Genomic DNA, 24,606 nt, shown 5'->3' on the forward strand with positions numbered 1-24,606 from the left:
TCACGGTACGGGCGGGTCGGCTCCGATCAGCCGGTCCGCGAGGGGGTGGAGGTCGCCCACACCAGGAAGGAGGGGTCCTCGGCCACGAAGCGGGTGAGTCCCTGGGCGGTGGACACCATCCGGCTGACTGCGAGTTGCCGGCCCTCGACCTGGTACCCCGTGTTGGCCAGGATCGTCCGGGTGGGGCCGATCAGGTCCGAGGTGGACAGGGAGACGACGACCCGGGGCGCGCCGACGGCCGCGACGGCGCGGACCACCTCGGCGCCGCCGCCACCGACGAAGACCGCGTCCGGCTGGGGCAGGTCGGCGAAGGCGTCGGGGACGACGCCCTCCACGACACGGGGCTCCACCCCGAGGGCGGCGGCGTTGGCGATGATCCGGGCGCACTGCACCGGGTCGTGGTCGATGCTGATCACGGCGGCGCCGAGGCGGGCGGCCTCCACCGAGACGGCACCCGATCCGGCGCACACGTCCCACACGAGGCAGCCGGGTGCGGGCCCGAGCCGGGCCAGGGCGAGGGCGCGGAGCTCGGCCCTGCTGACCAGGCCGGGCCGCTGCGAGAAGGTGTCCTCCGGTAACGCCCACCCCTGGGCGCCGATCCCGGTGGTGGCCGAGGCGGCCCCGGCCAGCCAGGTCGGCTCGCCTGGCCCCTCCGGGTCGGCCAGGGAGAACAGGAGGTTGGGCTCGCGCCAGCGGCGGGCCGCGGCGCCGGCGGGGTCCACGGTGGACACCCGCTGGTCCTCGGTCCCGGGGTCCTCCACGACCACGAGGGTTCGCCGCCACCCGCGCAGGCCCGCCCCGATCTCGGCGGGTCCGGCTCCGGTGGCGGTGAGCACCGCCACCGAGGGGCGCGCGCGGCAGACGTTGAGCGCGCGCCGGAGGTCCCGGCCGCCGGCGGTCACGATCGGCAGGTCGTCCCAGGGTCGGCCGAGCTCGGCCGCGAGCCGTTGCACGCTGGTGGTGCCGGGGATCACCTCGGGCCGCAGTCCGTGTTCGCGCAAGGTGCGCACCAGCCCGAAGAAGCCGGGGTCGCCCTCGGCCAGGACCACGGCGTGCGCCTGCTCGCCCAACGCCCGCAGTTCCCGCACCACGGGTTCCCAGGGGCCCAGTTCGACGGTTCGCGTTCCGGTGGGGGCGTGCCGGTCGAGGAGGCGCGATGCCCCGACGACCATTCGCGCGCCCTCCAGTCTCGCGGCCGCCGCCGGGGGGAGCGCGCCGCCGTCGATGCCGATCACCGTCACCGTCACCTGTCCACCACTCCGTCCGTCGTCCGGGCCGGCCGTCGCCGAGCCGGTGGTCGCGTGCGCGGGCCACCGCCGGATCCATCCTGCCGGCGGCCGACAGCGTCGCAGATCAGGCACCGGGGGACAACGGCGGCGGTCCGCGCGTACTCGCCGGTGGGTGGGCGGTGCTCAGTCCGAGGCGTCGGCCCGTCGCCCTCGGGTGGACCCGCGGTTCGTGGTCTTCCGGGTCGCCGCCGACGGTGCCGACCTGGCCGCGCGGCCCCGTCCACCGCCGCCGCGCTCGGTGGTGGCCGGCTCGCCCGCCGTGGTGGGGGTGGGCCGCTGGCGTTGTGATCGGCCGGCGGAGCGTGGTTGTTCGACGGTGTGCTCGGGCTCCGACCGCTCGCCAGGCCCGCTGGTGTCGGGGACGGCGCCGGCCGGGGCGGGTGTCGACTCGGCCGTCTGGGCCGCCTGGTCGCCGGCGCCTGGCCGTTCCGCGGGGGGATCCGCCGGTGGGGGTTCGGGTGCCGTGGTGGTGTCCGTCGCGAACAGGTCGGGGTGCGCCGCGTCCGGCCGAGGGCGGGCGGATCGGGGCTGGCGGGGCCCCGGTGCCCTCGCCGACTCCTGCCAGTCCCGCACGGCCCACCAGGCCACCTCGGCGGTGGGGCCGCCGGGCCGCCTGGACTGCTCAGCCTGATCACCGGAGCGGCGCCAGCCGCTCGCGTCCTGAGCGGACGAGTCCTGGCCGTTCGTCGTCGCCGTCCCGGCGGCACCGTCGTCGTGGCCGGCGGCGCGCGGCTGCCACCGTTCCGATCCGTTCCTGGCGCGGGACCGCTCGTTCCACCTCCGCCGGTGCTCCCCGCCGTCGGCGCTGGACGACGTCCCGCTCCGGGTGGCGCGGTAGCCGGCGGCGCCGCCAGCCCTGGTGGTGCTGGTGGCGAGGGCGTCGCCGACCAGGAAGAGCGTCTGCTGCCAGAGGCGGCGTTCCTTGACGGTCGCCTCGAGGCCGGCGACCGTGGTCGGCACGACGAAGCCGTCCGGCCAGGTGGGCTTGTAGCCGACGAGGGCGGGGGTGTCCTCGCGGAACCCGGCTTCGAGCAGCCGCTCCGCGAGGCGCCCCGCGCGCGCCCCCGCCAGGAGGACGCCCACCGTGCCGCCCCGCTCGGCGACGCCGATCAGCTCCGCGGTGTCGGGAACCCCGTCCGACCGACCGTCGGCGGTGGTCAGCAGCACAGCCTGGCCACCGTCCGAGGTGGTCAGCTCACGCCCGACCTCGGCGACGGCGCTGGACACGGTGGACACGCCCGGGATGATCTCCACGGTGAGGCCGAACCGCCGGCACGTCTCGTGCTGCTCGCGGATCCCTCCCCACAGCGCGGGGTCCCCGGGGCAGAGCCGGACGACCCGCTGCCGGCCCGCCGCCGCCTGGCGGTAGATCTGGTTGACCCCCTCGGCCGAGGTCCGCGACAGGTCGACCAGGTCGGCCTCGGCGTTGGCGTGTTCCCGGAGGCAGTCCTGGGTCACCTGAGCCGGTGCCCACAGCACCACGTCGGCCTCGGCGAGCCGCCGCGCGCCGCGCACCGTCAACAGGTCGGCCGCACCAGGACCGGCTCCGACGAAGGAGACCCGGCCGCTCGTCACTGTTGCTCCCCTCTGCCGCCGGACCCCGCGGGCGGGCGTCGGGCGTGGCGGGTGGTCGATGGACACCGATGTCGGTCCGGGCTGTCCGGGCGATCCTCGGGAGTGGATCACGGTCCGTCGTCGACGACCGTACTCCCCGCACACGTTCGGGTGTGGAGCGGTCGCCGCTCGGGTGAGCGTCGACGGGGCGGCGTGCGCGGCTCCACTCGGAGGTGGTCGCTCCGCCACCCACGACCGGTGACCTCGACGACTGGTGGGGCTGCCGGCCCCTCGTGGGGTGGGGCCGGTCTCGCCGGCGGGCCGGACCCTGGCCCGGTCGAGAGGCACCGTGCGTGCCGGATGCGCCGGTGGCCGGACGGTGATGATCTTAGTACAACGATCCGTCGCCGGTGCCGGGTGGACGGCCGCCGGCGCCGTCCCGGCCCCCACGGGGGAGTCCGACCAGGACGCGGGCGGGGGCGCGGAAGGAGAGCAGCCCCAGCATCGGCGGCCGTTCCTCCATCCGGACGAGCCGAGGGAAGGCGCGGGCTGTCTCGTCCAACGCGACCTCGGCCTCGACGCGGGCCAGGCCGGCGCCCAGGCAGACGTGACGGCCCAGGCCGAAGGCGAGGTGCCGGCGCGCGTTCGGGCGACCGGGTCGGAAGCGGTCCGGTTCGGCGACGAGGTCCGGGTCGGAGCCCGCGCCCAGCAGCTGCGCCAGGACGGCGGCGCCGGCGGGCAGCTCCACTCCGGACAGGACGGTGGGACGGGTGGTGACCCGCCGCCAGGTGAGCACCGGGGTGTCCAGGCGCAGCACCTCCTCCACGCAGTGGGCCGCGAGTCCTGGCTCCCCGGTGGCCAGTCGGCGCCACAGCTCCGGGTTTCCGAGCACCCGGTGCAGGGCCGCGTTGACGAGCTGGCTGGTCGTCTCCTGGCCGGCGATGAGCAGGAAGTAGCAGACCCCGACCGCCGCCTCCACGCCGAGCGGCCGTCCGTCGGGCAGGTGGTGCCGGACGAGGTCGCCGAGCAGGCCCCCCTCCCCCGGTGACGCGGCCGTCCCGCTGACCAGCCGGCTCAACCACCGGTGGAACCCGCCGGCCTCCTCGGCCAGGTCACGCTGCCGGTCCGGCCCGGGGTTCCCCCAGAACAGTTCGAGGGAGGCCTGGCTCCACGTCTTCAGGAGCCGCGGGTCGACGTCCCGCATTCCCAGGAGGGACAGCAGCACCCGTGCTGGTGGGTGGGCCGCGACCCGCTCTGCCAGGTCGGTGGTCCCGGTGCCGGCGAGGTCGGCGGCGGCCTCCCGCAGCCCGTCCCGCACCAGCGACCGGGCCAGCGGCGTGACCGCCCGCACCCGTTCGCTGGTGAAGTGGGCGGCGACGAGCCGCCGCAGGCCCGGGTGGGTGGCCGTGCCGTTGTTGGCGAGGGTGGGTGGCAGGGAGAAGCCGTGCTCCGCGAGCACCCGGAGCGCGGGCACCGACAGCGGTGTGATCGCGTGCAGCGCGTTGTCCGGCGCGAAGGTGTCGGCGTCGGTGAGCACGGTGCGCACGTCGCGGTGCCGGCTCACCACCCAACACCCGGTGGGCGGGTGGTAGGCCACGGGCTGCCGGCGCAGCGCGCGCAGCGTGGGATGGGGGTCGGCGACGAAGGCCGGCGAGAACGGGTCGTAGTCGGCGAGGGGGCAGCCGACCGGGGGCGGGCCGGGGGGCTCGTGGGTTTCGGTGTCGCTGCGCACGGCCACGACGAGCACCGTAGCGCGCTGCCGGGGGTGCTCCCGCCGACGCCTCGGCGGCTGGGCGCGGCCCGGGTCGGGGTTCCGCCACGCGGGTGGTGGGGGACGGCGCCGGGCGGGACGGGGCGGGCCGGGAGGACCCTGGCTGGGAGACTGCCGGCATGATCGAGGTCGGGAACGTCTTCGGCTGGCTCGCGACGAAGGCCGCCGCGCGGGAACGGGCCGGGCTCCGGCGGCTGCTCCGGGCTCGGGACGACGCGGAGGCGGTGCTGGACCTCGCGGGCAACGACTACCTCGGGCTGTCCCGCCACCCCGCTGTCATCGAGGCGGCCGAGGCGGCGCTGCGCCGCTGGGGCGCCGGGTCGACCGGTTCGCGCCTGGTCACCGGGAGCACGACTGCGCACGCGGCCCTGGAGGAGGAGATCGCCGCCTTCTGCGGCGCGGAGGCCGCCGTCGTCCTCTCCTCCGGCTACCTGGCCAACCTGGCGGCGCTGACCGCGCTGGCCACGCCGAACACGAGGGTCGTGGTCGACGCGTACAACCACGCGTCCCTGGTGGACGGCGCCCGGCTCGCGCGGGGCAGCACCGTTCCGTTCGCGCACGCCGACGTCGCCGCGGCGGAGGAGGCGTTGGCGACGAATCCGTCACGCCGGGCGCTGGTCGTCACCGACTCGGTGTTCTCGGTGGACGGGGACCTCACCGACCTGGGGGCGCTGGCCGCCTCCTGTTCTCGGTTCGGGGCCGCGCTGCTGGTGGACGACGCGCACGGCCTCGGTGTGGTGGGCCCGGGGGGCCAGGGGGCCGTGGCGGCGGCGGGGCTGGCGGGCCGGCCGGACGTGGTGGTGACGGCGACCCTGTCGAAGGCGCTCGGTGGGCAGGGGGGAGTGGTGCTGGGCTCGAGGACCGTGGTGCGCCACCTGGTCGAGACGGCGCGGCCCTTCCTGTTCGACACGGCGCTCGCCCCGGCCTCGGCCGCGGCGGCGCTGGCGGCGTTGCGGGTGCTCCGGGCCGAGCCGGGCCTGGCGGCACGGGTGCGGCTTCGGTCGGCGGAGCTGTCCCGGGGGCTCGTGGCGGCGGGACTGCCGGCCAGCACGCCGGCCGGGGCCGTGGTGTCGGTCCGCGCCCCCGGCCCGAGGGCCGCCGCGGCCTGGGCGGAGCGGTGCCGGGAGGCGGGCGTGGCCGTGGGGTGCTTCCGGCCCCCGTCGGCGCCCGACGGCGGATCCCGACTCCGGTTGGGGGCGCGTGCCGACCTCACTCCGGAAGACGTCCGCCGCGCCGTCGCCGCCGTGCGCGCGGCGGCCCTCGACGTGCCCGAGGGGTGAGCGGGACGCGGCGGGGTCCGTTCGCGGTCGCCCTAGCCGGGGACGCCGGTCCGGGTGGACGCGGCGGGTCGGCGCATCGGGACGTGCGGGATGCCGTCCTCCAGGTACTCCGGACCGCACTGCGCGTAGCCGAACGCGGCGTAGAAGCCCTTCGCCCGTGTCTGGGCGTCCAGGACGGTGTCGCGGTCCCCGACCTCCGCCAGCGCGGCGGTCATCAGCCGGCGGCCCTGCCCGGTGCCTCGGGCCGAGAGCGCGGTGCAGACCCGGCCGACGCGCACCGATCCGTCCGCCTCCTCCAGCAGGCGGAGGCAGGCCAGCGGGGTGTCGTCGCCCGGTTCGGTGCTCCACAGGTGGCGGGTGGTGGGGGCGAGGTCGCGGCCGTCCAGTTCCGGGTACGGGCACTCCTGTTCGACGACGAACACCCGCACCCGGAGCTGGAGGAGCTGGTAGAGCTGGTTCGGGGTCAGCTGGTCACCGCGTGCGACGTGCTGGACGCGCTCGGGCCGGTGGTCGGTCGTGCTGGGCATGTGCCCTGCATAGCACAGCCGGTCAGCGGCCGAGCTGCGCGAGCAGTTCGTCGCGGTAGGTCAGCACCCGCGTGTACACGCCGGGTTTGCCGGCACGCGCGCACCCGTCCCCGAAGGACACCAGCCCGACCAGGCGGCCGCCGACGACCAGCGGGCCCCCGGAGTCTCCCGCGCACGCGTCCCGGCCGCCCTCGGGGTAGCCGGCGCACACCATCTGCGGGGCGGTGAACTGGGTGTAGGCGCTGGCGCAGTCCGCGTCGGTGACCAGGGGGACGACCACCTCCCGCAGGACGCTCGAACTCGCGCCGTTCTCGCTGGTGCGGCCCCACCCCATGACCGTGGCCTCGGTTCCGGCCCGGTAGTGGGACTGCCCGTCCCGTTCGACCACGGGCAGCGTCCGGTAGGGCAGGGGCTCGCTCAGGGTGAGGACGCCGATGTCCTCACCCTGGGTGAAGGAGACGTACTCGGGGTGTATCCACACCCGGCTGACGGCCACGTCGTGACCGCCTCCGGTGCGCAGGTCGGTGCGCCCGGCCACGACGCGCAGGCTGGCCGGGCTGCGGGTGGTCACCTTTCCCGACCGGGTCTCGGCGACGCAGTGCGCGGCGGTCACGACCTTGTCCTCGGCGACGAGCGCTCCACCGCAGAACTGCTTGCCGGCGTCGTTGAGGAGTGTGACGGCCCACGGGTACTGCTCGGTGGTGGCGTTCGTCCCGCCGACGATGCGGGCCTGGGCGGGTGGGGCGTCCGGTTCGTCGAGCGCGGCCGCCGCGGGGGCGGCCAGTCCCGGAGCGGCGACCAGGGCGAGCACGAGGGACGAGGTGAGGCCCCGCAGCCACGACCTCCCGCGGCGCGACTGGACTGAAGAGCGCAGCACTGCTGCTCCTTTCGTCGGACACCAGTAGGGAACTCAGCGTAGCGAACCGGGCGCTCTCCGCATGTGGTCCGCACAACCACACCCCACGAGCGAGAAATATTGTCGTGTTAGCCTGCAGAAGCACAGGAATTCTTCCTGTAGATGTGCGCTCGATCACCAGATCATTTCATGAGGAGCTGTTCAATGTCGTGGGATGCCTCGGTACTGCCGGCGTTCCTGCTCGCCACCGCCGTCTTCGTCCTCACACCGGGCGTGGACGTCTTCCTCCTGCTGCGAACCTCGGTGCTGGCCGGGACCCGGGCGGGGCTGGCGACCCTCGCGGGCATCCACACGGCCGTCACGCTGCACATCGTGCTGGTGGTGTCGGGGGTCGGGCTGCTGGTGGCGCGCAACGACACGGCGCTGACCGCCCTCCGGTGGCTGGGTGCCGGCTACCTCGCCTACCTGGCGGTGTCGATCCTCCTCGGGCTGCTCCGCCGACGGACGAACCCGCCCGGTGCCGAGGGTGACCGGACGCCGGAGGGCACTCCCCCACCGGCGACCCAGACCAGCCGCCCCTACCTCCGCGGGCTGTTGACCAACCTGACCAACCCGAAGATGCTGCTGTTCACCCTCGCCCTCCTGCCCCAGTTCATGGGCTCGGCGCAGAACTCGACCCTCCAGCTCGCGGTCCTCGGCGTCGTGCTGCTGGCGGTGGCGGTGGTCCTGGAACTGTGCATCGTGCTGGCGGCGGGACTGCTCTCCGAACGGTTGCGCCGACCCCGGGTCACCGCCGGCCTCGACGCCGTCTGCGCCGGCGTCTTCATGGTCCTCTCGGTCGGCCTGGTCGTGGGCTGACCCGCCCGGGACGCCCCGTTCAGGCGCCGGGCGTCCCCGCCACCGCCCGGCTCCAGTCGTCCACGCCCTCGAGGGTGTCGCGGTGGTGGGACAGCCGGGTGTGCACGCCGGGATCCTCGGAGGCGCACCCTGCCGAGAACGAGGCGAGGCCCACCAGCAGGCCTTCGGCGACCAGCGGGGCCCCCGAATCGCCCTGGCAGAAGCCGGCCCGGCCCGCCGCGTCCTCCGCGCAGACCATCCGGTCGCCGTCCACCTCGGGATGGCTCCTCGCGCAGTCCTCGGCCGACAGCGTCGTCACCACGACCCGGCGCAGCGGCCCGCCCGGCAGGCCGCCCTCCTCCTCCGCCCCCCACCCCACGACCTCCGCGGCGGTGCCGGGGCGGTACGGGTCGGTGTCCGACGGACCGGCCACCGCGATCGTGGCCCGGTCGACGGGGGTGGCCAGTCGCAGCAGCCCGACGTCGTCGCCCCGCACCGCCGTGGTGAACTCGGGGTGCACCCACAGCCCGTCGACCGGCAGGCTCTGGCCCTCGGCGCCACCGCTGTCCGTCCGACCGACCACGACCCGCACCCGGTCGGCGCTCGCGCCGAGCAGGCAGTGGGCGGCGGTGACGACCCGGTCCGCCGCCACGAGCGCCCCGGCGCAGAACACCACGCCGTTGCGGGTGGTCAGGTGGACGGCCCAGGGGTAGTCGTCGACCGGCACGGGCTCACCGCCCACGACGTTGGTCCGGGAACCGGCCGTCCGGGGTTCGGACGCCGTCCGGTCCACCCGCACCGGCGCCGCCGCCGCGAGGACCCCGGAGAGCACGATCCCGGCCAGGACCAGCCCGGCGACCCTCCTGGCGCGGCCTCGTCGGCCTCCTCCGTACCCACGCATCGGTTGCCCCTTCCGACCCCGCTCCCGGGTCCAGGCAACCCCGGCGGGGTGGGGCGGACAAGTGGGGACCACCGAGATCATCCGGGCAGGTGATCCACGTGCCCGGATCAGCCGCGCCGCGTCCCACGGACCGTGACCACCAACGCCCCGCCGTTCTGCCGGCCGGGTTCGGGGTGCTCGGTCGGCGGGCCGTCAGGAAGTCTCGGAACCCGGGCCCCGCGTGCCCTCGGCCCCCGCCGACGGGTCCGCCGGCTCGTCCCCGCTACGCCCCCCACCCGCCGGGGATCCCCCGAAACGCTCCCAGAACCTGCTCGCCGCGCCGCTCACCGCGCCGCCGACCTCGTTGGCCAGCCGGGCGAGCGGATCGGCCGACCGGGCCAGCGACTCGGTGTAGGAGCGGGCGCCCTTCCTGATGTCCGACCGCCAGTCCGCGGCCGGGTCGTCGGTCTCCCGGCGGGGGTAGTCCCCGGACAGGATCGACCGGTACTCCTCCCCAGCGGCCCACCGCTGGAGCTCGGCCGCGCGGACCACGGCCAGCGGGTGGGTGCGCATCTCCAACTGGCGCAGCTTCAACAGGCTGTCCCACAACGACTCCACCCCGTCGTAGTCCCGGGCCTGCCGGAGGAACTCGGCGGTGTCGATCCGGTCCGGATCGGTGGCACCCGCCATGATCATGTGAGCGCGCAGCGCGGCGCCCGCGTCCTGCGCGCAGAGCAGACCCGCCCGGTCGCAGGACAGTTCCGACCTGCGGTACCAGTCGGCCAACGCGAAGAGCACCGCGCGGATCCCCCAGTAACCGACGGGCATCCAGCCCATCCCGGCCATGATGGACTGGAGCCGGTTCATCAACGTCCGGTACACCGCGTGCCCGGACAGCGCGTGCCCCATCTCGTGCCCGATGACGAAGCGCAGCTCCCGGGTGTCCATCACCTCGACCAGCCCGGTGGTGAGCACGATGAAGGGCCGGTCCATGCCCACGCACTCCGCGCTCGGCCTCGGGTCGCGGGCGACGAAGACCTCCGGGACCTCCGGGAGGTCGAGAGTGGACGCGCACTCCAGCCGCAACGCCTGGAGTTCCGGGAACTGCGACTCGGAGACCCTGATGTGGGAGGCGAGCGAGAGCAGCCGTTCGCTGCGTTCCCCGGTCATACCGTTCACCGCGCGCAGCACGGCGGCGAAGGGGGGCACCGCCCGCAGGGTGGCCAGCGCGCCGCGGTCAGCGGGATGTTCGTAGGCACGCGGGCTGATCCCGGGGAAACGGACGCGGTGCGCGCGGTCGCCGTGGTCGATCTCGTCGGTGGGCATCGTCGGGTCCCCTCAAGCCGTGGTCCGGTGCCCCCACGCTAACCGCCCGCGCGGCCGCTCGAGCCCGATTCGGGGGCTCCGGTGGGGACCGAGGCCCGCCGCGAACGCGCGCGGGGGCCGGTCAGCGCGGCCGCTCCACCGCGCCGGGCTCCCGGGATCTCCCGCCGCCCCACCCGGCGCCCCCACGGACGGCCGAGCGCAGGGGTTCGTTCCCCGGCCACGACCGTCCGCCTGGTCCTGCCGCGCTCGGGCCGGCGCGCTTCCCGCCAGCCCGGGCCGGGTTCAGGACAACGAGCCCGCGACGTTGTCCAGCAGCCGCTGGTGGATCTTCCGGAGGCCGAGGGGAGCGAAGATGCGCTCGAAGAACCCCTTGACGCCACCGGCGCCCTCCCAGGTCGTCACACCGGTCACCCGGCTGCGGTCGTCACCGAGGTCGACGACCGTCCACGTGGTCACCAGGGAGGAGTTCTCGTCCGACTCCACCAGCTGGGTCTCACGCGGGGTGGAGACGTTCATGACGCAGTCCCGCACCCTGCTCTTCGTCGCCTGGAGCTTCCACCGGACCCGGGTCCCCTCGCCCCGGCCGCCGCTGAGCACCTCGTACTCGGTGTAGTTCTCGGTGAGCACCCTGCTGCGCGAGTCCTCGTAGTCCGCCATCGCCGCGAAGACCTGGGTGGCCGGCCTGTCGAACTCGCGGCTCACCTCCGCCTTGACCTGTCCCATGACCTCGACCGTGCCCCTCGTCGTGCCCGGGCACCGGAGCCGGACCGGCGCCGCCTGATCACCATCCTGTCACCGCCCCCCACCGGTTCACCACCGGGGGACGGGGCCGCACCGCGGTGGCGCGGCGTCCAGGACGTCGATCGCCGCTCGCGGGCGAAGCGGGCGAAGCGGGCGAACTCGCCCGAACAGCCCACCGGTTCCACCCTGACTACAGTCGTTTGTGGACCCGCCACCCCGCGCCGCGCCCTCCCGGGCCCCGTGGAGCCCGGACCCCTCGGCGCGGTGGTGGTGACACCGGACAACGAGGAAGGACCACCTGACATGGGCCTGGACCGCCCCGTCGCACCCGACCCCTACCGCCTGCTGCCCGAGGTCGGCTCGTTCACCGTCACCAGCTCCGACATCCGGCACGGCGAGACCCTGCCCGACGCGCAGGTCGCCGCGCACGGCGACACCTCTCCCCAGCTCAGCTGGCGGGGTTTCCCGGAGGCGACGCGGAGCTTCGTCGTGACCTGCTTCGACCCGGACGCCCCGACGCCCTCCGGGTTCTGGCACTGGGGGGTGGTGAACCTGCCCGTCGACGTCACCGACCTCCCGGCCGGCGCGGGCGCGTCCGACGACACCCTGCCCGCCGGTGCCTTCCACGTGCGCAACGACCTCGGTGGCCACGGTTTCACCGGCGCCGCGCCGCCGCCCGGCGACCACCCGCACCGCTACTACTTCGTGGTGCACGCGGTCGACGTCCCCCGGTTGGAGGTCGACGGTGAGGCAAGTCTCGCCGTGGTGTCCTTCAACCTCGCGTTCCACACACTGGCCAGGGCCGAGCTGACCGCCACCTACGCCACCAGCGGTTGACCACCCGTTCCCCAGCACACCCCCTCCGCGCACCCGAGGTGCGGGCGGGCCGGTGTCCCGGCAGGGGTTCGGTCACCGCCTAACCTGGTGGCCGAGCCCACCGCACCCGGACAGCCGCGCGGCCCTGGTCGTGGTCTCGAACGACGACGAACGAGCGAACAGCGGTGGGGGCCGGACGTGGGCGAGCTCGGGGTGCGGGTGCTGCCGGGCGTGATGGCGGCCAGCGTCGCCCTCACCGTGGCGATCGTCCTGTTCGTCCCCTACGTGGCCCGCCAGTACCGCCGTCGAGGCCGGTTGGGAGTCGGGCACGCCGCCCTCGCGTTCGCGTTCCTGGTGTACGTGCTCGCGCTGGTCGCCTACGTCCTGGTCCCGATGCCGCCGTTGGTACCCGACTTCTGCTCCTACCACGGCGGCCAGCGACCACAGCTCGAGGCCCTGGGGAGTCTGCGTGGCCTGCCCGGCGTCCACGCCACGGGTGGTCTCCGCGCCGTGGTCATGGACGCCGACTTCCAGCAGTTCGCGATGAACATCGCGCTGTTCGTGCCCCTGGGGATGTTCCTGCGCCACATGTTCCGACGAGGGGTGGTCGCCACCCTGGCCATCGGCGTGGCGACGACGCTGTTCGTGGAGTTCACCCAGCTCACCGGGAACTGGTTCGTCTACCCGTGCCCCTACCGGCTGTTCGACGTGGACGACCTCATCGCCAACACGGTGGGAACCGGGGTGGGAGTGGTGCTGGCACCCCTGCTGCGACTGGTCCCCGGGCAGCGGGCCGTGCCGGACCCGGGAGCGCCACGACCGGTCACCGCCGGCCGCCGTCTGCTGGGCATGCTCTGCGACCTCCTCCTGATGTGGCTGGGCGGCAACCTGGCGCTGCTGCCCGTCGAGTGGGCGCTGCGCACCGCCGCGCCGCTCGCCGACTCCGGCTGGATGGTCCTGCTCCCGGCGTTGACGCCGTGGTCGTTGCCCGCGCTGGTGGTGCTCCTTGTCCTGCTGGCCACCGGCGGTACCCCGGGGCAGCACGTCGTCATGCTGCGCTTCCACCGCGTCGGCCGGCGGCGCCCGGGGGCCGGCCGGCTGCTCGTCGCCTGGCTCGTCGGGCTGGGCGGTCTCGGCGTCCTGGCCGCGGCGGCGCTGGCCGGATGGGCGCCGGGCGCGCCGCTGGCCCTCGGGCTCGCCGCCCTGCACGTCGTGGCGTTGGTCCTGGTTCCCGGTGGCCGTGGAATGACCGGGCTGCTCAGCGGGTTGCACACTGTCGACTCCCGCCCGGCTCGGCCGGCCGGGCGCGCGGAGACCCCGGAGGCCCACGTCACCGGCCCTGGGGGCTCCACCTGATGGCGCGGTCACCCGACCCGCCCGGACGACGAGCACGGGGAACACGGATGCGGACATTCGACCTGATCATCGTGGGCAGCGGCTCCGGGAACTCGCTGCTGGACGAACGCTTCGCGGACTGGGACGTGGCGATCGTCGAGCGCGGCGTCTTCGGCGGCACCTGCCTCAACGTGGGCTGCATCCCCACCAAGATGTTCGTCCACACCGCGGACCTGGCCGCCGCGCCCGCCGACTCGGCCCGGTTCGGGGTGGACGCCACCCTGCGGGGCGTGCGGTGGCGGGACGTGCGGGACCGGATCTTCGACCGCATCGACCCGATCGCGGCCGGCGGCCGCCAGTACCGGGCGGAAGGCAGCCCCAACGTCACGCTCCACCAGGGAACTGCGGCCTTCGCCGGGGAACGGGCCCTGCGCGTCGATCCGGGCGACGGGGGGCCGTCGACGCTGATCCAGGCCGACCAGATCGTGCTCGCCACGGGCAGCCGGCCCTTCGTGCCGGCGGTTCCCGGCCTGGCGGAGGCGGGCTTCCACACCAGCGACACGGTCATGCGGCTCGACGAGCTGCCCGCCCGGATGGTCATCCTCGGCGGGGGTTTCGTCGCCGCCGAGTTCGCCCACGTGTTCTCGTCCTTCGGGGTGGAGGTCACGGTGGTCAACCGGGGAGACGCCCTGCTCAGGGCGGAGGACGGCGACGTGTCCCGCCGCTTCACCGAGCTCGCCTCCCAGCGCTGGGACGTGCGGCTGGGCCGGACCGCGCTGCGGGCGACCCGGTCGGGCGGGGTCACCAGCCTGGTCCTGTGGGGGCCGGACGGTGAGGAGACCGTGGAGGCGGAGGAGGTCCTGGTCGCGACGGGCCGCGTGCCCAACAGCGACCTGTTGGAGCCGGGGGCCGCCGGGCTCGACCTCACCCCGGACGGCAGGGTGCGGGTCGACGAGTACCAGCGGACCTCACTGCCCGGTGTCTGGGCGCTGGGTGACCTCAGCTCGCCGTTCCAGCTCAAGCACGTCGCCAACCACGAGACCCGCGTGGTCCGGCACAACCTGCTGTGCCCGGACGACCTGATGGCCAGCGATCACCGGCACGTGCCGCACGCCGTCTTCTCCTCCCCGCAGGTCGCCTCGGTGGGGCTGACCGAGGAGGAGGCCAGGGCGCGGGGCGTCCGGCACGTGACGGCGGTCCAGGACTACGGCGACGTGGCCTACGGGTGGGCGTTGGAGGACTCCACGGGGTTCTGCAAGCTGGTGGCCGACCCCGAGACGGGGGCACTGCTCGGGGCCCACCTGATCGGGCCGGAGGCTGCGACCCTCATCCAGCCGTTGATCCAGGCCATCAGCTTCGGCCTGCCCGCCACCGAGCTGCCCCGGCGGCAGTACTGGATCCACCCGGCGTTGCCGGAACTCGTGGAGAACGCGCTGCTCAAACTCCCCCTGGCCTGACCGGGCTGCCGCCGTCGGGGCCCGGCCTCACGGGACGGTGAGGATCTCGGCCCCGTCGGCGGTCACCAGCAGGGTGTGCTCGAACTGGGCGGTCCACTTCTTGTCCCGGGTGGTGACCGTCCAGTCGTCGTCCCAGATGTCGTACTCGATCGTGCCGAGGTTGATCATCGGCTCGATCGTGAAGGTCATGCCCTCCTCGATCACGGTCTCCACCGAGGGGTCGTCGTAGTGCAGGATGACCAGGCCGCTGTGGAAGGACCGCCCGATGCCGTGCCCGGTGAAGTCCCGGACCACGCCGTACCCGAAGCGGTTGGCGTAGGACTCGATCACCCGGCCGATGACGTTGAGCTGGCGTCCCGGGCGCACCGCGCGGATGGCTCGCGCCAGCGCCTCGTGGGTGCGCTCCACCAGCAGCCGGGCCTCCTCGCTGACGTCGCCGGCGAGGAAGGTCGCGTTGGTGTCGCCGTGCACACCGTTGAGGTACGCGGTGACGTCGACGTTGACGATGTCACCGTCCTCGATGACGGTGGAGTCGGGGATGCCGTGGCACACGACCTCGTTCAGCGAGGTGCAGCACGACTTGGGGAAGCCCCGGTACCCCAGGGTCGACGGGTAGGCCCCGTGATCGCACAGGAACTCGTGCACGACGCGGTCGATCTCGTCGGTGGTCACTCCCGGCGCCACCGTGCGGCCGGCCAGCTCACGCGCCTGCGCGGCGAGTTTGCCCGCCAGGCGCATCCGCTCGACGACCTCGGCTGGCTGGACCCAGGGGTCGGTGTTGCGGGCCGGCGACGGTCGGTCGACGTACTCCGGGCGTTCGATCGAGCGGGGGACCGATCGGCGGGGCGAGATGCTCCCAGGTCGCAGGGGTGCGCGTTCTGGCATGACGACAACCCTACGCAGCCCGCGCCGAGGCGCGCGCGGACACCCACCAGGCGACCAGGCGCCAGCCCACCAGGCAGGCTGCGAGGAAACCGGCCGCCACCAGCGCGAACGACAGCGGCGGCCAGTGCAGGACGAGGGCGCGGATCGCCAGGCCGCCCACCAGCGTGGCCAACCACACCCCCAGCCCGTGGAGCGGTCGCGTCGGGGCCCGCCACGCCCGGACCAGCAGCCACCCCAGGAGCAGCCCGACGAGGAAGGGCCACGCGGTGTCCAGGACGCCCACGATCCCCCCTCCCCGCTCGTGTTCGCGGCGCCCCAGCGCGGCGAACACGACGACGAGGGTCACGTCGAGGGCGGCGGCACCGAGGACGAGCCGCGGCCGGGGACTGTCTGCTGGCATACGGGCAGGGTAGGCCGGGGGTTCCGGTGGGAGCGGCGGGGTGGCTGGTGGTGAGCCCGGTGCCGTGTGCCCGGAGACCGCTGCTCCCCCGGCCCTCCCCGAGGCCGCCGCGCCGGCGGGAGCTCCCCCGTCCCGAACCCCTCGCCCGCGACCGGTCCCCCCGGCCGACCGGACGTCGGGGTGGCTCCCCACGTCGAGGCGTCGGCCACGGACGCCCGCCGGCCCTCCTCCTCGACCGCCACTCGCGGCTCCCACCGTTCCGTTCGGCGACAGCCCCGTTACCTAATGAGTGCCGAACGACCCGCCGAGGATCAAGGTCTTCTTCGTAGTTCCTGAGTACGTCATACCACCCTCTCGAACCTCATGATTTCGGCTACTCACTGGGCACCTCGCAACGTCCGAAGGGCATCGAGCTGTGGTCCCGCGCCGACAAGGCGTGCAGGGGCATCGACCCGATGGGCAGCGGAAAAACGAGGAGGTTCTTCGCCCCGCTCGTCCGCCGCTGGGCCGGACCTGTCCTGGCCACCTTGACCAAGCCGGATCTGGTCGAACTGGCCCTCGACGCCCGGTAGCAGGACGGCCGCCCCATCGCGGTCTTCGACCCACAGAACATCGCTCCGAGCCTCCCGCGCTTCCGGTGGACGCCGATCAACGGCGCAGCCGACACGGAGGGGGCGATGATGCCCATCCCCTCCCTCCGCCAACGTGTCGCCGACGGCCGGGGTCAGGGCATCACTTGTCGTCTACGGCCTCCAGGCGTGGGCGTCGGCGCGGGCCCGCTTCGGCGAGGACACCGCCAAGGAGCTGGCGGCCTTCACCAACAACGTCATCGTCCTGCCCGGGGACAAGGACCCCGACTTCCTGAAGGACATGTCTGACCTGTGCGGTCAGGTCGAGCGAGAGCGCGCGACGAAGACCACGTCCGGCGGAGACCGCGGCAGCCACTTGACGGCCACACACATGGCGCTTGAACCCGTCCTTCGAGAGACGAGATCAGGGGCCTACCAGAGGGGCACGCCCTCGTCCTCGCGGACAGTTTCCCGCCGATCGTCACCCCGATCGACGGCATGTGGAACTGGGAAGCGTGGGCTGAGATCGAGGGTCACGTCCGAGCCCTGCGAGTTGCCAACGAAGCCGAGCGGACACGGCGGGCCGCTGAGAAGAAGGACCAGGCCAAGGCCCACGCGACGGGGTGGGCTGGCCGTGAAGGAGCAGCTGCCGCATGACCAACGCCCTTTCCGCTTTCGAGCCATACCCCGAGCCGCCTGCGCTGATCCTGGAGTACATCGGGGAGCGGAGCGCGGAGGAGTCCGTGGTCGACGGTCCTGCCCCGTGGGACCTCGGCGCCCTGGCAGCGGAGTTGATCGAGCCGATGCCGGCATGGCTCGATTCCGTGTGCCGCTGGCTGAACGGACGCTACGCCTGGCAGCCGCAGGACGTGATCCCGCCCTGCTGGGCGAGGCACGAGGGCCTGGCATACGAGATCGCGGCCCTGGCCTTCGCCAGGGGGGACGCGTATACGGACGCGAGCTCGTCGGTGATTTGGCACCAGCAGTACGACCGATTCCTCGTCCGGGTGAACAAGATATTGGGCAAGGCGGGCGACGAGTTCCGCGTCGGCAAACACGAGGAGCGTCCGGCTCGTTTCCAGCTCGCGGCCTGGCCCACGGCCGAGAGAGAAGAGACGGGATTGGCGGACGAGCCGAGGAGATAGCCGGATGATGACGGACCCCAACATGGTCTTCTCGATGGGCCCTCGTCACAGGCTGGTGGCGCGAAGCGGCTGGGAGCAGGAGGAAGCCCGGACCGTGCTCCGTGATCTCGGGTGGGAGTGGGCGGAAGAGCTGCACTCTCTCGTCCCGCCGGCCGACGTGCCGGAGGTCGACGCCGGCCTGCGGGCGGTGGCAGAACTGCACCTTCACGGTCACCGCATCGGCTACGCGGTGGGACCGTACGGCAGCATGCGGCTGACTCTGGGGCGGGCGGACCAGGTACTCACGAAACTCGCGGCACGGGATACCACCGAGGAGGCTCATCGAGGAGTACAGCAGTCAGCACCATGGCAGCGGTCGTGGTATGGCCGCGATGCGACCACAGAGGCACACCTTCCGGCCGAATCACCGAAAGGCCCAGCGATCTGAATGGTGAGCAGTTCTACGGACTCTGCCTCACGTCCTACCACCTGGCGGAGTATCAAGCGCTCAGCAACCCGAAGGCGGGACAGGGGAAGTCATCCAGGTTCCAGTTCTCCGCAAGCACCTCGCTTCCGGGCTCAACGCGGTTCTGCTGTACGGGGGTTCCGCGCATGCCGCCGTTGCTAGGCCCCGCGCCAAGGGGGACGACAGCTGGCCGTCTTCCGCCAGACCGACCCGACACGGCAGGATCACCGCCATGAGGATTCTTGTACTCGGCGGTACCTGGTTTCTGGGACGGGCGGTCGCACAGGCCGCGCTCGATCGAGGGTGGGAAGTGACGGTCTTCAACCGCGGCCGTTCCGGGGCCGCACCGGAAGGAGCCCGGACGGTCCGCGGAGACCGCACCATCGCCGCCGACTTGGCGCGGCTGGCCGGGGAAGGCCCGTGGGACGCCGTGGTGGACACCTCCGCGTCCGAGATGGCGCCGCGGGACGTTCTCGCCGGCGCCCGCGCCCTGGAGCCGGTCGCCGGTCGGTACGTGTACGTCTCCACCGTGAATGCCTACCGCAGATGGCCGAGTGAGCCGCTGACGGAGGACTCCGAAGTCCTGGACGGGCCGCCGCACGCTGACGCCGACTACGGTCGGCTGCCGGACGACTGGAATGGCCCGGACTGGTACTACGGCAGGCAGAAGGCGGGCGCCGAGCGTGCCACCACCGCGGCGTTCGGGGAGGACGGGGCGGTCATCCTGCGGCCGGGCGTCATCCTCGGTCCCGGCGAGTACGTCGGTCGGCTCCCATGGTGGCTGCGCCGGGCCGCCTGCGGCGGTCGGATGCTCGCGCCGGGCGCCCCGGACAAGCCGATCCAGCCGATCGACGTACGCGACGTAGCCGCGTTCGCGCTCGACCAGGCCGCCGCCCGCGGGGGCGGCGCGTACAACTGCGTTGCACCGATCGGCCGGGAGACGATGAGCGAGTTCCTCACCGCCTGCGTGCTCGCCACCGGCGGGGAAGCGCAACTGGTGTGGGCGCCGGACAAGGCGCTCCTGGACCATGGTGTGCAGCAGTGGACGGAGCTTCCCCTGTGGCGCACCCATCCGGGCGTGTGGAAGATCGACTCCACACGGGCTCAGGCAGCTGGACTGGTGTGCCGCCCGCTGTCGGAGACCGTGGCCGACACCTGGGCTTGGCTCCGCGACGGGGGGATGCCGGTGGAGCACCCCCGCTGGGCCGAGCACGGCATCACGCCGGAGAAGGAGGCCTTGATTCTGGCCGCGCTCGGCCGGAAATGATCAAATCTCGATCGCCAGCGGACTCTGGGCGCCGAGTCGGCGCGCCGGGGAGAGGGCACTGAACTCCTCGATCTGCTCGGCCAGGGACAGCGCCGCTGACGCCCCTCGGAACTCGGGGCGCGTCAGCTCGATGCGCGCGGCCGTCATCCGCTCCATCATCCCCGAGCCGCGCCAGCCCGGCGGCACCCGGAAGACCGGGGCCAGGGCTTCCTGCGCGCCTTCCACCTCGCGGCGCATCAGCCGCGCGCGCGCAAGGTCGATGGCGGCCGGCCCCGACACCACGATCGGCGCTTCGTCCTCCGGACGGTCTCCGAGCATGGTGAGGGCCCTTGTAGCGAACTCCTCCGCGCCTCCGGCGTCCCGCAGGAGCAGGCAGGTCGTCGCGTGGCTCATGGCGGTACGAGCCGCGTCGAACCCGAACTCCCCGCCGATGTCGTCGTGCAGCTCGTCACGGTGACTGCCCGTCTGCTCCAGCGCGGCCACGATGGCGCGTCGCGCCTGGTCGTCGTTGCGCAGGTGGCCGTGCGCTCGGGCCTCGACGGCGTACAGGCGGCGGCGAGCGGTGTCCCCCAGACCGCCGAACTGCTGGGCCGTCCTGGCCAGCCGTACGGATTCGCTGGGGCGGCCGTCCCAGAACGCCATGAACGCCAGCATCCCGTAGACGTACGCCTGCACAGGGCCGTGGCCGATGGTCTTGCCGTACTGCGCGGCGGACCGCGCGAAGGACACCGCCGGCGCCAGCGCTCCCAGGTCGAAGGAGACTGCGGCCAGGAGCGCACTCGCCTGCGCGGCGGCGTAGTACAGGCGGGTGTGCTGTTCGGGGGACCGAGTGCGTTCGAGGCTCACCTGCGCCTGCTGAAGTAGGCTGTGAGCTTCCTGGAACACCTCCCCCGGCGCCTTGCACCCGTACGCGCGGGAGAGCTTCGCCAGGTCGTCGTGGAGTTGATCGAGAGTCAGCTCGTCCAGGCGCAGCGCGGCGGCTTCGCCAGAGTGTGAGGCGGCGTCCCGAGCGGTCATCAGCATTTCACTTTCGTTGAGCACCGGCGGGGAGGAGGCATAGGCGGAGCTTCCACGCTCGTACCTCGAATCTTCTGTAGCCGAGCGCAGTAGGTCCCCGATGGGCCGCTGGAACATCCGCTCCAAGACACGGGCCGTAGGGCCGTGAGGCGCCGTCTTGACGCCTCCCACGGACAGCAAGCGCTCGTAGTGACGTGTCCCAGGAGACGGGGCCACGTCGCGGCCCTCACTCCGTAACTGCTGTGCGACGCGCTCGTACTCCTCGCTGAAGGCCCGGTGAGGGCGGATGCCTCGCCTAGTCGCCAGCAGAAAGAGCACCGTGCGCCGACCCTCGTCCATGTCCCCTCCGGAATCGGTTCCCTTCATGGGATACCGCTTCGGTCTCCCGTTGGAACTGCTGCCCCCGCCAGAAGGCGGTAAGAAGTCATAGCGACGTCATCGTGTCACTCGAAAGGTCAGTCAGAAGTCATACCCACGACATTGCCACCACCGGCCTCATCGCACAACGCTAAGTGCTCGGATCGCGACGAGGAGGAGTCAATGGGGACGGCTATGGCGCCGAGCACGACCCTTCCATCCGGAGGCGTCTTAGCCGGCCAGGAGGAAGCCTCGTTTCGCCCGAGCATCCGTGTTCGCGAAGCGGACGCGATGGTGGCCAGCTTCAGCATCACGCAGCGCGGCGCCGGTGCACCTGTGCCGGAGCTTGACGCTTCGCCGGTGCCGAGCATGCGGAGGATCACCCGGGCCCGCCTGAACTGGTGCGGCCTGCGCGACATGACCGAGCCCGTGGCGCTCATCGTCTCGGAACTGGTCACCAACGTCATCGTGCACAGCGGCGGGACGCTGGTCGAGCTCAGGATGCAGCTCCAGGACGGTTTCCTCCACGTGGCTGTAGGGAGTGACGCGCCGGGGAAGCCCACCGTGAGCGAGGCCGACAGCGAAGCCGAGCACGGCTAAGGTCATCAACCTAACCGATCTTGCCCCCCCGCCGCATAGGCGGCCGTCCGGCGGTCCTGATGTGACGGATCGGACCGTCGGGCAGTTCTCCACCATCTGTGTCGATCCCGAGACCCCCGCGGGTGCCGCGCAAGGTGAGAAATGGAGGCCCAGATGAGCCCGAACAGCACCTATTGGATGAACTACGCCATTGACATCGCACAAAGGGCGTCACAATCGGATCGGCGGGTCGGCGTTGCGCTCGTTTCTGAACACGACGAGTTGATTTGCTCCGCCTTCGAGGGCGAAGTGCGCGGCGCATCCTGGTCTCGCACTCTGGAGCACAAGATGCAAGAACTCGGAACATCCAGCGCGCACAGCGTGTATCTGACGATCAACACCCTGTCGGCGGCCGGGTCGTTCGAACTGGCCGAGCTCCTGAGCGACGTGCGGATCAACAAGGTGTACGTCGGTCTGCCGGACCCCGCGCTGACGACCTACCTCAGGGGCGATCCCGTCACCGAGCGAGGCCATGTACTTCGCTTCCCCGACGATCTTCAGCGCCAGATCCTTGACCAGAACCGAGACCTCTACTCGGCGAGCGAGCAGAGCATCGAGTGCAATCCCCACTACTCCACCCATCGCATCAGCGAAGCCGTCTCCACCAGGCTGATGTCGATGGGCTTCGCACTGACCAGGAGCGACGTCGACGCGCACCGGGGGAGGGTTGCGCTCGCCTCTCTCATCTGCAAGAGGTACGGGACCGAGTACAAAGAGGCGGACAGCGCCATAGGCGACGCACTGGCCGCAGCGTTCGACGCGAAGTACGGCACCTACGACTACGCGTACGACGCTCGCGCCGTCAACGCGGGGTGGGCCGACGACTTCATGGCGGTTTACAGGAGGTCATCCACAAGGTCCCTGGCTGCCGTCAGCATCCTCAACGTCGGCGTCGGTGCCGGCCACGAAGCGGCGGCCCTGTTCTCCGACTGCCCGCGGATCACCTTCGCCGATATCGCGGGGAGCGGCCTCGCGAACATATGCGGACGCATTCCCTTGTCGAGAACCGTCGTCTCCAGCGCCGAAGACCTGTCCGCTCTGCCGGACGACAGTTTCGATCTGTATGTCTCATTGAGGACGTACAACTCGTCATTCTTCGACACGTCGGCAGCGGCCTCGGAGGCGCACAGAGTACTGAAGCCCGGCGCGGTGATTATCGTCTCAGTGGCCAACGGATTTCTGTATACTCAGCAGGACCGCGTCGTGCCGGGGCTGATCATCCCCGGCGCTGAATTCGTCGACCTCTATCGGGGGATGGACACCGCCAATCTAATTGGCGCGGAACTCGGCGGCACTGGATTCAAAGATGTCCAAACGTTCCCAACAAGTACCGAGATTTACCTTTCGGCCGTCGCCGCCTAACGTTGCCACCGCCCTCCGGTCGGCTGCGGTCGCGACGTCCCACCAGTTCCGCGGGAAGGCTGGATCGTAGACAGCCGAGGCGACCGGTCGGTCTGGAGCGACCAGCATGAAGGAAGGACTTCTGCAATGAACGGGCGGACCACCGTTGCCGATCGGATCCTGCAGTTCAACGAAGAACTCTCGGAGACGAAGCTTGAGCTGCCGCCCGGATTCGCGGTCATCAACCCGTTCAGCGGCCCGCAGAAGGAGAGCGTCCGCGAGGTGACGACTGCGTTCTACCACAAGTACTACGACGACGACAGGCGGCGCCGTCTGGTGCTGGGGAGTTCGCCCGCCCGACGGGGCACGGCCGTGACGGGGGTCCCGTTCGAAGATGCCAAGCTCCTCGAAAGCGAAACGAAAATCGATGTCGACGGCTATGCGGTGAGCCGGCCTTCCGCCGGGTTTCTGCACGATGTCATCAGGCGCTACGGGGGCCGTGAAAGGTTCTACGCCGACTTCGTCATGAGCTTTGTCTGCCCCCTCGGCCTGGTGAGAACGAACCCCCAGGGACGAGAGGTCAATTGCAACTTCTATGAGAACAAGAAGCTACTGGATCTCCTACACTCTTTCCTCGTGGACGCCCTGGAGCGCCAGCTTGCATTCGGAATCGAGGTCTCGGTGTGCTACTGCATCGGCAGCGGCGAGAACTTCAGGTTCCTCTCCAAGCTGAATGAGGGCCAGCGCTTCTTCAAAAAAATCGTACCCTTGGAGCACCCGCGCTTCATCACGCAATACAACGGCGACAGAAAGGAGGAATTCGCCAAAAAGTACCTCAGTGCTCTGCGCGGGGAAGGCGATTAGCCGTGCCGTCCTTCGCAGCGCTTCCCTCGGCTGGCTCTCCGAAGGCTGAGGGCTCCTCACGCGCCGGATCGAGAAGAAGGAGAGCAGCACAGTGGTGACAGAAGGCAGGGTCCTGGTCCACTTCGGCTCGGAACGCGTCGGCGTCTACCGCTTCCAGAACGGCGAGCTGAGGCTGCTCACGAGGGAGCGGCTTCCGTTCGGAGCCGGCCAAGTCGGCGAGGCGCTGGCGGACAGCGTTGGCGAGTTCTGCGCCGGGCTCAAGGAGTTCACCAAGGTCGTTGACAACAAGAGCACGCGAGTGCACGCCACGGGGGTCTTCCAGCAGCTCCCGCAGCCGGAAGCGGACGCGCTGGTCAACAGCGTCTACGTCGACACGGGCCTCTACTTCAACATCGTGGGGCCCGAGCTGGAGCAGTTCTACCTGGACACGGGCATGTCCGCATGCGGTTCGAACGACTTGGTGGAAGGCCTGATCCGGCGGGAGTTTCGGACGGCTGTCGTCTGCGGCAGCTTCCAGCAATCCCTGGGGTACATCGAGGGCACCATCACCCAGCTGCGCCAAACCGGTACCGAGGTGCTCAGCCCCCGCAGCACCAGGATCAAGCCGGAAACCGAGGGCACCGACTTCATCCTCTTCGACTACCAGGACTTGCTGAAGAACCAACGCGACACGTGGCGGCACAAGTACGTGCACATGGACGCGTTCCGGCAAGCCGACGCTGTCGTCGTGTGCAACCCGGGCGGTCGCGTCGGAAGCGGCACCGTCTTCGAGCTCGGCTTCATCGCCGCGCTTTCCAAGAGGGTCATCTTCACTGAGGAGCCCCTGGGCGTGTCTGTCGCTTTCCCCTGCGAGGTGAGCCTGGGCGCCTGACCCCAACCCGCTGAGGGCTGCCGCACCCCACCCCGTTCCTGCATCTCCGCCCGGATCGCGTTTCGGCGAACGGCGCAGTCCTGGAAGCAGGTCCTCGGCTCGTCCTCTCTGTCCACCCCGATCCCGCTTCTTGGCTA

General features: G+C 71.8%; 23 protein-coding genes and 1 pseudogene. 13 read left to right on the plus strand and 11 right to left on the minus strand.

Going from position 1 to position 24,606, the window contains the following annotated elements:
• Positions 1-26: 26 nt before the first annotated feature.
• From cbiE to ACOJVX_RS18225, 3 genes are all read right to left on the minus strand, one after another.
• A complete protein-coding gene (gene cbiE / locus ACOJVX_RS18215) occupies positions 27-1,247 on the minus strand; it encodes a precorrin-6y C5,15-methyltransferase (decarboxylating) subunit CbiE (protein WP_035292732.1) in 1,221 nt (406 codons plus the stop codon).
• Between the two features lie 165 nt (positions 1,248-1,412).
• Entirely contained in the window at positions 1,413-2,864 is a 1,452-nt protein-coding gene (locus ACOJVX_RS18220) for an SAM-dependent methyltransferase (RefSeq protein WP_051712733.1), read from the minus strand.
• 367 nt (positions 2,865-3,231) lie between these two features.
• Positions 3,232-4,581 carry a cytochrome P450 gene (locus ACOJVX_RS18225; RefSeq protein WP_422646945.1) on the minus strand — a complete coding sequence of 450 codons (1,350 nt, stop codon included), beginning with the start codon at positions 4,579-4,581 and terminating at the stop codon, positions 3,232-3,234.
• Between the two features lie 152 nt (positions 4,582-4,733).
• Here ACOJVX_RS18225 and ACOJVX_RS18230 point away from each other — a divergent pair, with 152 nt between their 5' ends.
• Positions 4,734-5,894, plus strand: coding sequence for an aminotransferase class I/II-fold pyridoxal phosphate-dependent enzyme (locus tag ACOJVX_RS18230; RefSeq protein WP_418154246.1), 1,161 nt, complete (start codon positions 4,734-4,736; stop codon positions 5,892-5,894).
• Between the two features lie 32 nt (positions 5,895-5,926).
• Here the strand turns inward: ACOJVX_RS18230 and ACOJVX_RS18235 are convergent, their stop codons facing one another.
• The gene (locus tag ACOJVX_RS18235; RefSeq protein ID WP_026419945.1) at positions 5,927-6,421 is read right to left on the minus strand and encodes a GNAT family N-acetyltransferase; all 495 of its coding nucleotides are present in this window, start codon (positions 6,419-6,421) and stop codon (positions 5,927-5,929) included.
• Positions 6,422-6,443: 22 nt separating this feature from the next.
• On the minus strand, positions 6,444-7,298 hold the full coding sequence (locus tag ACOJVX_RS18240) for a S1 family peptidase (RefSeq protein WP_026419944.1): 855 nt from the start codon (positions 7,296-7,298) through the stop codon (positions 6,444-6,446).
• A gap of 183 nt (positions 7,299-7,481) precedes the next feature.
• Between ACOJVX_RS18240 and ACOJVX_RS18245 the strand changes: the two genes are divergently transcribed.
• On the plus strand, positions 7,482-8,135 hold the full coding sequence (locus tag ACOJVX_RS18245; protein ID WP_418154249.1) for a LysE family translocator: 654 nt from the start codon (positions 7,482-7,484) through the stop codon (positions 8,133-8,135).
• A 19-nt stretch (positions 8,136-8,154) separates the two neighbouring features.
• Here the strand turns inward: ACOJVX_RS18245 and ACOJVX_RS18250 are convergent, their stop codons facing one another.
• The 3 genes from ACOJVX_RS18250 to ACOJVX_RS18260 form a co-directional block, all read right to left on the minus strand.
• The gene (locus tag ACOJVX_RS18250; RefSeq protein ID WP_051314213.1) at positions 8,155-9,015 is read right to left on the minus strand and encodes a S1 family peptidase; all 861 of its coding nucleotides are present in this window, start codon (positions 9,013-9,015) and stop codon (positions 8,155-8,157) included.
• 192 nt (positions 9,016-9,207) lie between these two features.
• Positions 9,208-10,320, minus strand: coding sequence for a M48 family metallopeptidase (locus ACOJVX_RS18255; protein WP_030104864.1), 1,113 nt, complete (start codon positions 10,318-10,320; stop codon positions 9,208-9,210).
• A gap of 282 nt (positions 10,321-10,602) precedes the next feature.
• Positions 10,603-11,043, minus strand: coding sequence for an SRPBCC family protein (locus ACOJVX_RS18260; protein ID WP_026419941.1), 441 nt, complete (start codon positions 11,041-11,043; stop codon positions 10,603-10,605).
• Between the two features lie 321 nt (positions 11,044-11,364).
• On the opposite strand from ACOJVX_RS18260, the gene ACOJVX_RS18265 reads away from it, so the two are divergent.
• From ACOJVX_RS18265 to ACOJVX_RS18275, 3 genes are all read left to right on the plus strand, one after another.
• Positions 11,365-11,898, plus strand: a complete 534-nt coding sequence (locus ACOJVX_RS18265) for a YbhB/YbcL family Raf kinase inhibitor-like protein (RefSeq protein WP_030104865.1) — start codon at positions 11,365-11,367, stop codon at positions 11,896-11,898.
• A gap of 177 nt (positions 11,899-12,075) precedes the next feature.
• Entirely contained in the window at positions 12,076-13,233 is a 1,158-nt protein-coding gene (locus ACOJVX_RS18270) for a VanZ family protein (protein WP_051314212.1), read from the plus strand.
• A gap of 47 nt (positions 13,234-13,280) precedes the next feature.
• The gene (locus ACOJVX_RS18275) at positions 13,281-14,669 is read left to right on the plus strand and encodes a mycothione reductase (RefSeq protein WP_422646946.1); all 1,389 of its coding nucleotides are present in this window, start codon (positions 13,281-13,283) and stop codon (positions 14,667-14,669) included.
• 27 nt (positions 14,670-14,696) lie between these two features.
• On the opposite strand, the gene map is transcribed toward ACOJVX_RS18275, so the two are convergent.
• Positions 14,697-15,554 (minus strand): type I methionyl aminopeptidase, encoded by an 858-nt coding sequence (gene map / locus ACOJVX_RS18280; RefSeq protein WP_026419937.1) that lies wholly within the window; start codon positions 15,552-15,554, stop codon positions 14,697-14,699.
• 10 nt (positions 15,555-15,564) lie between these two features.
• The gene (locus ACOJVX_RS18285; RefSeq protein WP_026419936.1) at positions 15,565-15,954 is read right to left on the minus strand and encodes a DUF3054 domain-containing protein; all 390 of its coding nucleotides are present in this window, start codon (positions 15,952-15,954) and stop codon (positions 15,565-15,567) included.
• Positions 15,955-16,659: 705 nt separating this feature from the next.
• Here ACOJVX_RS18285 and ACOJVX_RS18290 point away from each other — a divergent pair.
• The 4 genes and pseudogenes from ACOJVX_RS18290 to ACOJVX_RS18305 form a co-directional block, all read left to right on the plus strand.
• Positions 16,660-16,887: pseudogene (locus ACOJVX_RS18290) on the plus strand (TraM recognition domain-containing protein); the annotation flags it as partial.
• 289 nt (positions 16,888-17,176) lie between these two features.
• Complete coding sequence (locus ACOJVX_RS18295; protein ID WP_418154272.1) at positions 17,177-17,668, plus strand: hypothetical protein; 492 nt, start codon at positions 17,177-17,179, stop codon at positions 17,666-17,668.
• A gap of 4 nt (positions 17,669-17,672) precedes the next feature.
• Positions 17,673-18,095: a hypothetical protein gene (locus tag ACOJVX_RS18300; protein ID WP_418154254.1), complete on the plus strand. Its 423-nt coding sequence runs from the start codon at positions 17,673-17,675 to the stop codon at positions 18,093-18,095.
• 250 nt (positions 18,096-18,345) lie between these two features.
• Entirely contained in the window at positions 18,346-19,380 is a 1,035-nt protein-coding gene (locus ACOJVX_RS18305; RefSeq protein ID WP_422646947.1) for an NAD-dependent epimerase/dehydratase family protein, read from the plus strand.
• On the opposite strand, the gene ACOJVX_RS18310 is transcribed toward ACOJVX_RS18305, so the two are convergent.
• Positions 19,381-20,403, minus strand: a complete 1,023-nt coding sequence (locus ACOJVX_RS18310; protein WP_422646948.1) for a hypothetical protein — start codon at positions 20,401-20,403, stop codon at positions 19,381-19,383.
• Between the two features lie 711 nt (positions 20,404-21,114).
• On the opposite strand from ACOJVX_RS18310, the gene ACOJVX_RS18315 reads away from it, so the two are divergent.
• The 4 genes from ACOJVX_RS18315 (at position 21,115) to ACOJVX_RS18330 (ending at position 24,469) form a co-directional block, all read left to right on the plus strand.
• Positions 21,115-21,354 carry a hypothetical protein gene (locus ACOJVX_RS18315; protein WP_418154257.1) on the plus strand — a complete coding sequence of 80 codons (240 nt, stop codon included), beginning with the start codon at positions 21,115-21,117 and terminating at the stop codon, positions 21,352-21,354.
• A 153-nt stretch (positions 21,355-21,507) separates the two neighbouring features.
• Positions 21,508-22,755, plus strand: coding sequence for a class I SAM-dependent methyltransferase (locus ACOJVX_RS18320; protein ID WP_418154258.1), 1,248 nt, complete (start codon positions 21,508-21,510; stop codon positions 22,753-22,755).
• A gap of 126 nt (positions 22,756-22,881) precedes the next feature.
• Entirely contained in the window at positions 22,882-23,598 is a 717-nt protein-coding gene (locus ACOJVX_RS18325; protein ID WP_422646949.1) for a uracil-DNA glycosylase family protein, read from the plus strand.
• A gap of 91 nt (positions 23,599-23,689) precedes the next feature.
• Positions 23,690-24,469, plus strand: coding sequence for a nucleoside 2-deoxyribosyltransferase (locus tag ACOJVX_RS18330; RefSeq protein WP_418154260.1), 780 nt, complete (start codon positions 23,690-23,692; stop codon positions 24,467-24,469).
• Positions 24,470-24,606 lie beyond the last annotated feature (137 nt).

Source organism: Actinoalloteichus caeruleus (assembly GCF_049311605.1).
GTDB lineage: Bacteria > Actinomycetota > Actinomycetes > Mycobacteriales > Pseudonocardiaceae > Actinoalloteichus_B > Actinoalloteichus_B caeruleus.

What these genes read in the sequence shown, in the direction of transcription:
- ACOJVX_RS18250 (WP_051314213.1), bottom strand. Translation starts at nt 9,015, where the DNA reads ATGCGTGGGTACGGAGGAGGCCGACGAGGCCGCGCCAGGAGGGTCGCC.
- ACOJVX_RS18245 (WP_418154249.1), top strand. Translation starts at nt 7,482, where the DNA reads ATGTCGTGGGATGCCTCGGTACTGCCGGCGTTCCTGCTCGCCACCGCC.
- ACOJVX_RS18320 (WP_418154258.1), top strand. Translation starts at nt 21,508, where the DNA reads ATGAGCCCGAACAGCACCTATTGGATGAACTACGCCATTGACATCGCA.
- ACOJVX_RS18260 (WP_026419941.1), bottom strand. Translation starts at nt 11,043, where the DNA reads ATGGGACAGGTCAAGGCGGAGGTGAGCCGCGAGTTCGACAGGCCGGCC.
- ACOJVX_RS18235 (WP_026419945.1), bottom strand. Translation starts at nt 6,421, where the DNA reads ATGCCCAGCACGACCGACCACCGGCCCGAGCGCGTCCAGCACGTCGCA.
- map (WP_026419937.1), bottom strand. Translation starts at nt 15,554, where the DNA reads ATGCCAGAACGCGCACCCCTGCGACCTGGGAGCATCTCGCCCCGCCGA.
- ACOJVX_RS18275 (WP_422646946.1), top strand. Translation starts at nt 13,281, where the DNA reads ATGCGGACATTCGACCTGATCATCGTGGGCAGCGGCTCCGGGAACTCG.
- ACOJVX_RS18265 (WP_030104865.1), top strand. Translation starts at nt 11,365, where the DNA reads ATGGGCCTGGACCGCCCCGTCGCACCCGACCCCTACCGCCTGCTGCCC.
- ACOJVX_RS18295 (WP_418154272.1), top strand. Translation starts at nt 17,177, where the DNA reads ATGACCAACGCCCTTTCCGCTTTCGAGCCATACCCCGAGCCGCCTGCG.
- ACOJVX_RS18285 (WP_026419936.1), bottom strand. Translation starts at nt 15,954, where the DNA reads ATGCCAGCAGACAGTCCCCGGCCGCGGCTCGTCCTCGGTGCCGCCGCC.
- ACOJVX_RS18325 (WP_422646949.1), top strand. Translation starts at nt 22,882, where the DNA reads ATGAACGGGCGGACCACCGTTGCCGATCGGATCCTGCAGTTCAACGAA.
- ACOJVX_RS18230 (WP_418154246.1), top strand. Translation starts at nt 4,734, where the DNA reads ATGATCGAGGTCGGGAACGTCTTCGGCTGGCTCGCGACGAAGGCCGCC.
- ACOJVX_RS18300 (WP_418154254.1), top strand. Translation starts at nt 17,673, where the DNA reads ATGATGACGGACCCCAACATGGTCTTCTCGATGGGCCCTCGTCACAGG.
- ACOJVX_RS18310 (WP_422646948.1), bottom strand. Translation starts at nt 20,403, where the DNA reads ATGCTGATGACCGCTCGGGACGCCGCCTCACACTCTGGCGAAGCCGCC.
- ACOJVX_RS18255 (WP_030104864.1), bottom strand. Translation starts at nt 10,320, where the DNA reads ATGCCCACCGACGAGATCGACCACGGCGACCGCGCGCACCGCGTCCGT.
- ACOJVX_RS18305 (WP_422646947.1), top strand. Translation starts at nt 18,346, where the DNA reads ATGAGGATTCTTGTACTCGGCGGTACCTGGTTTCTGGGACGGGCGGTC.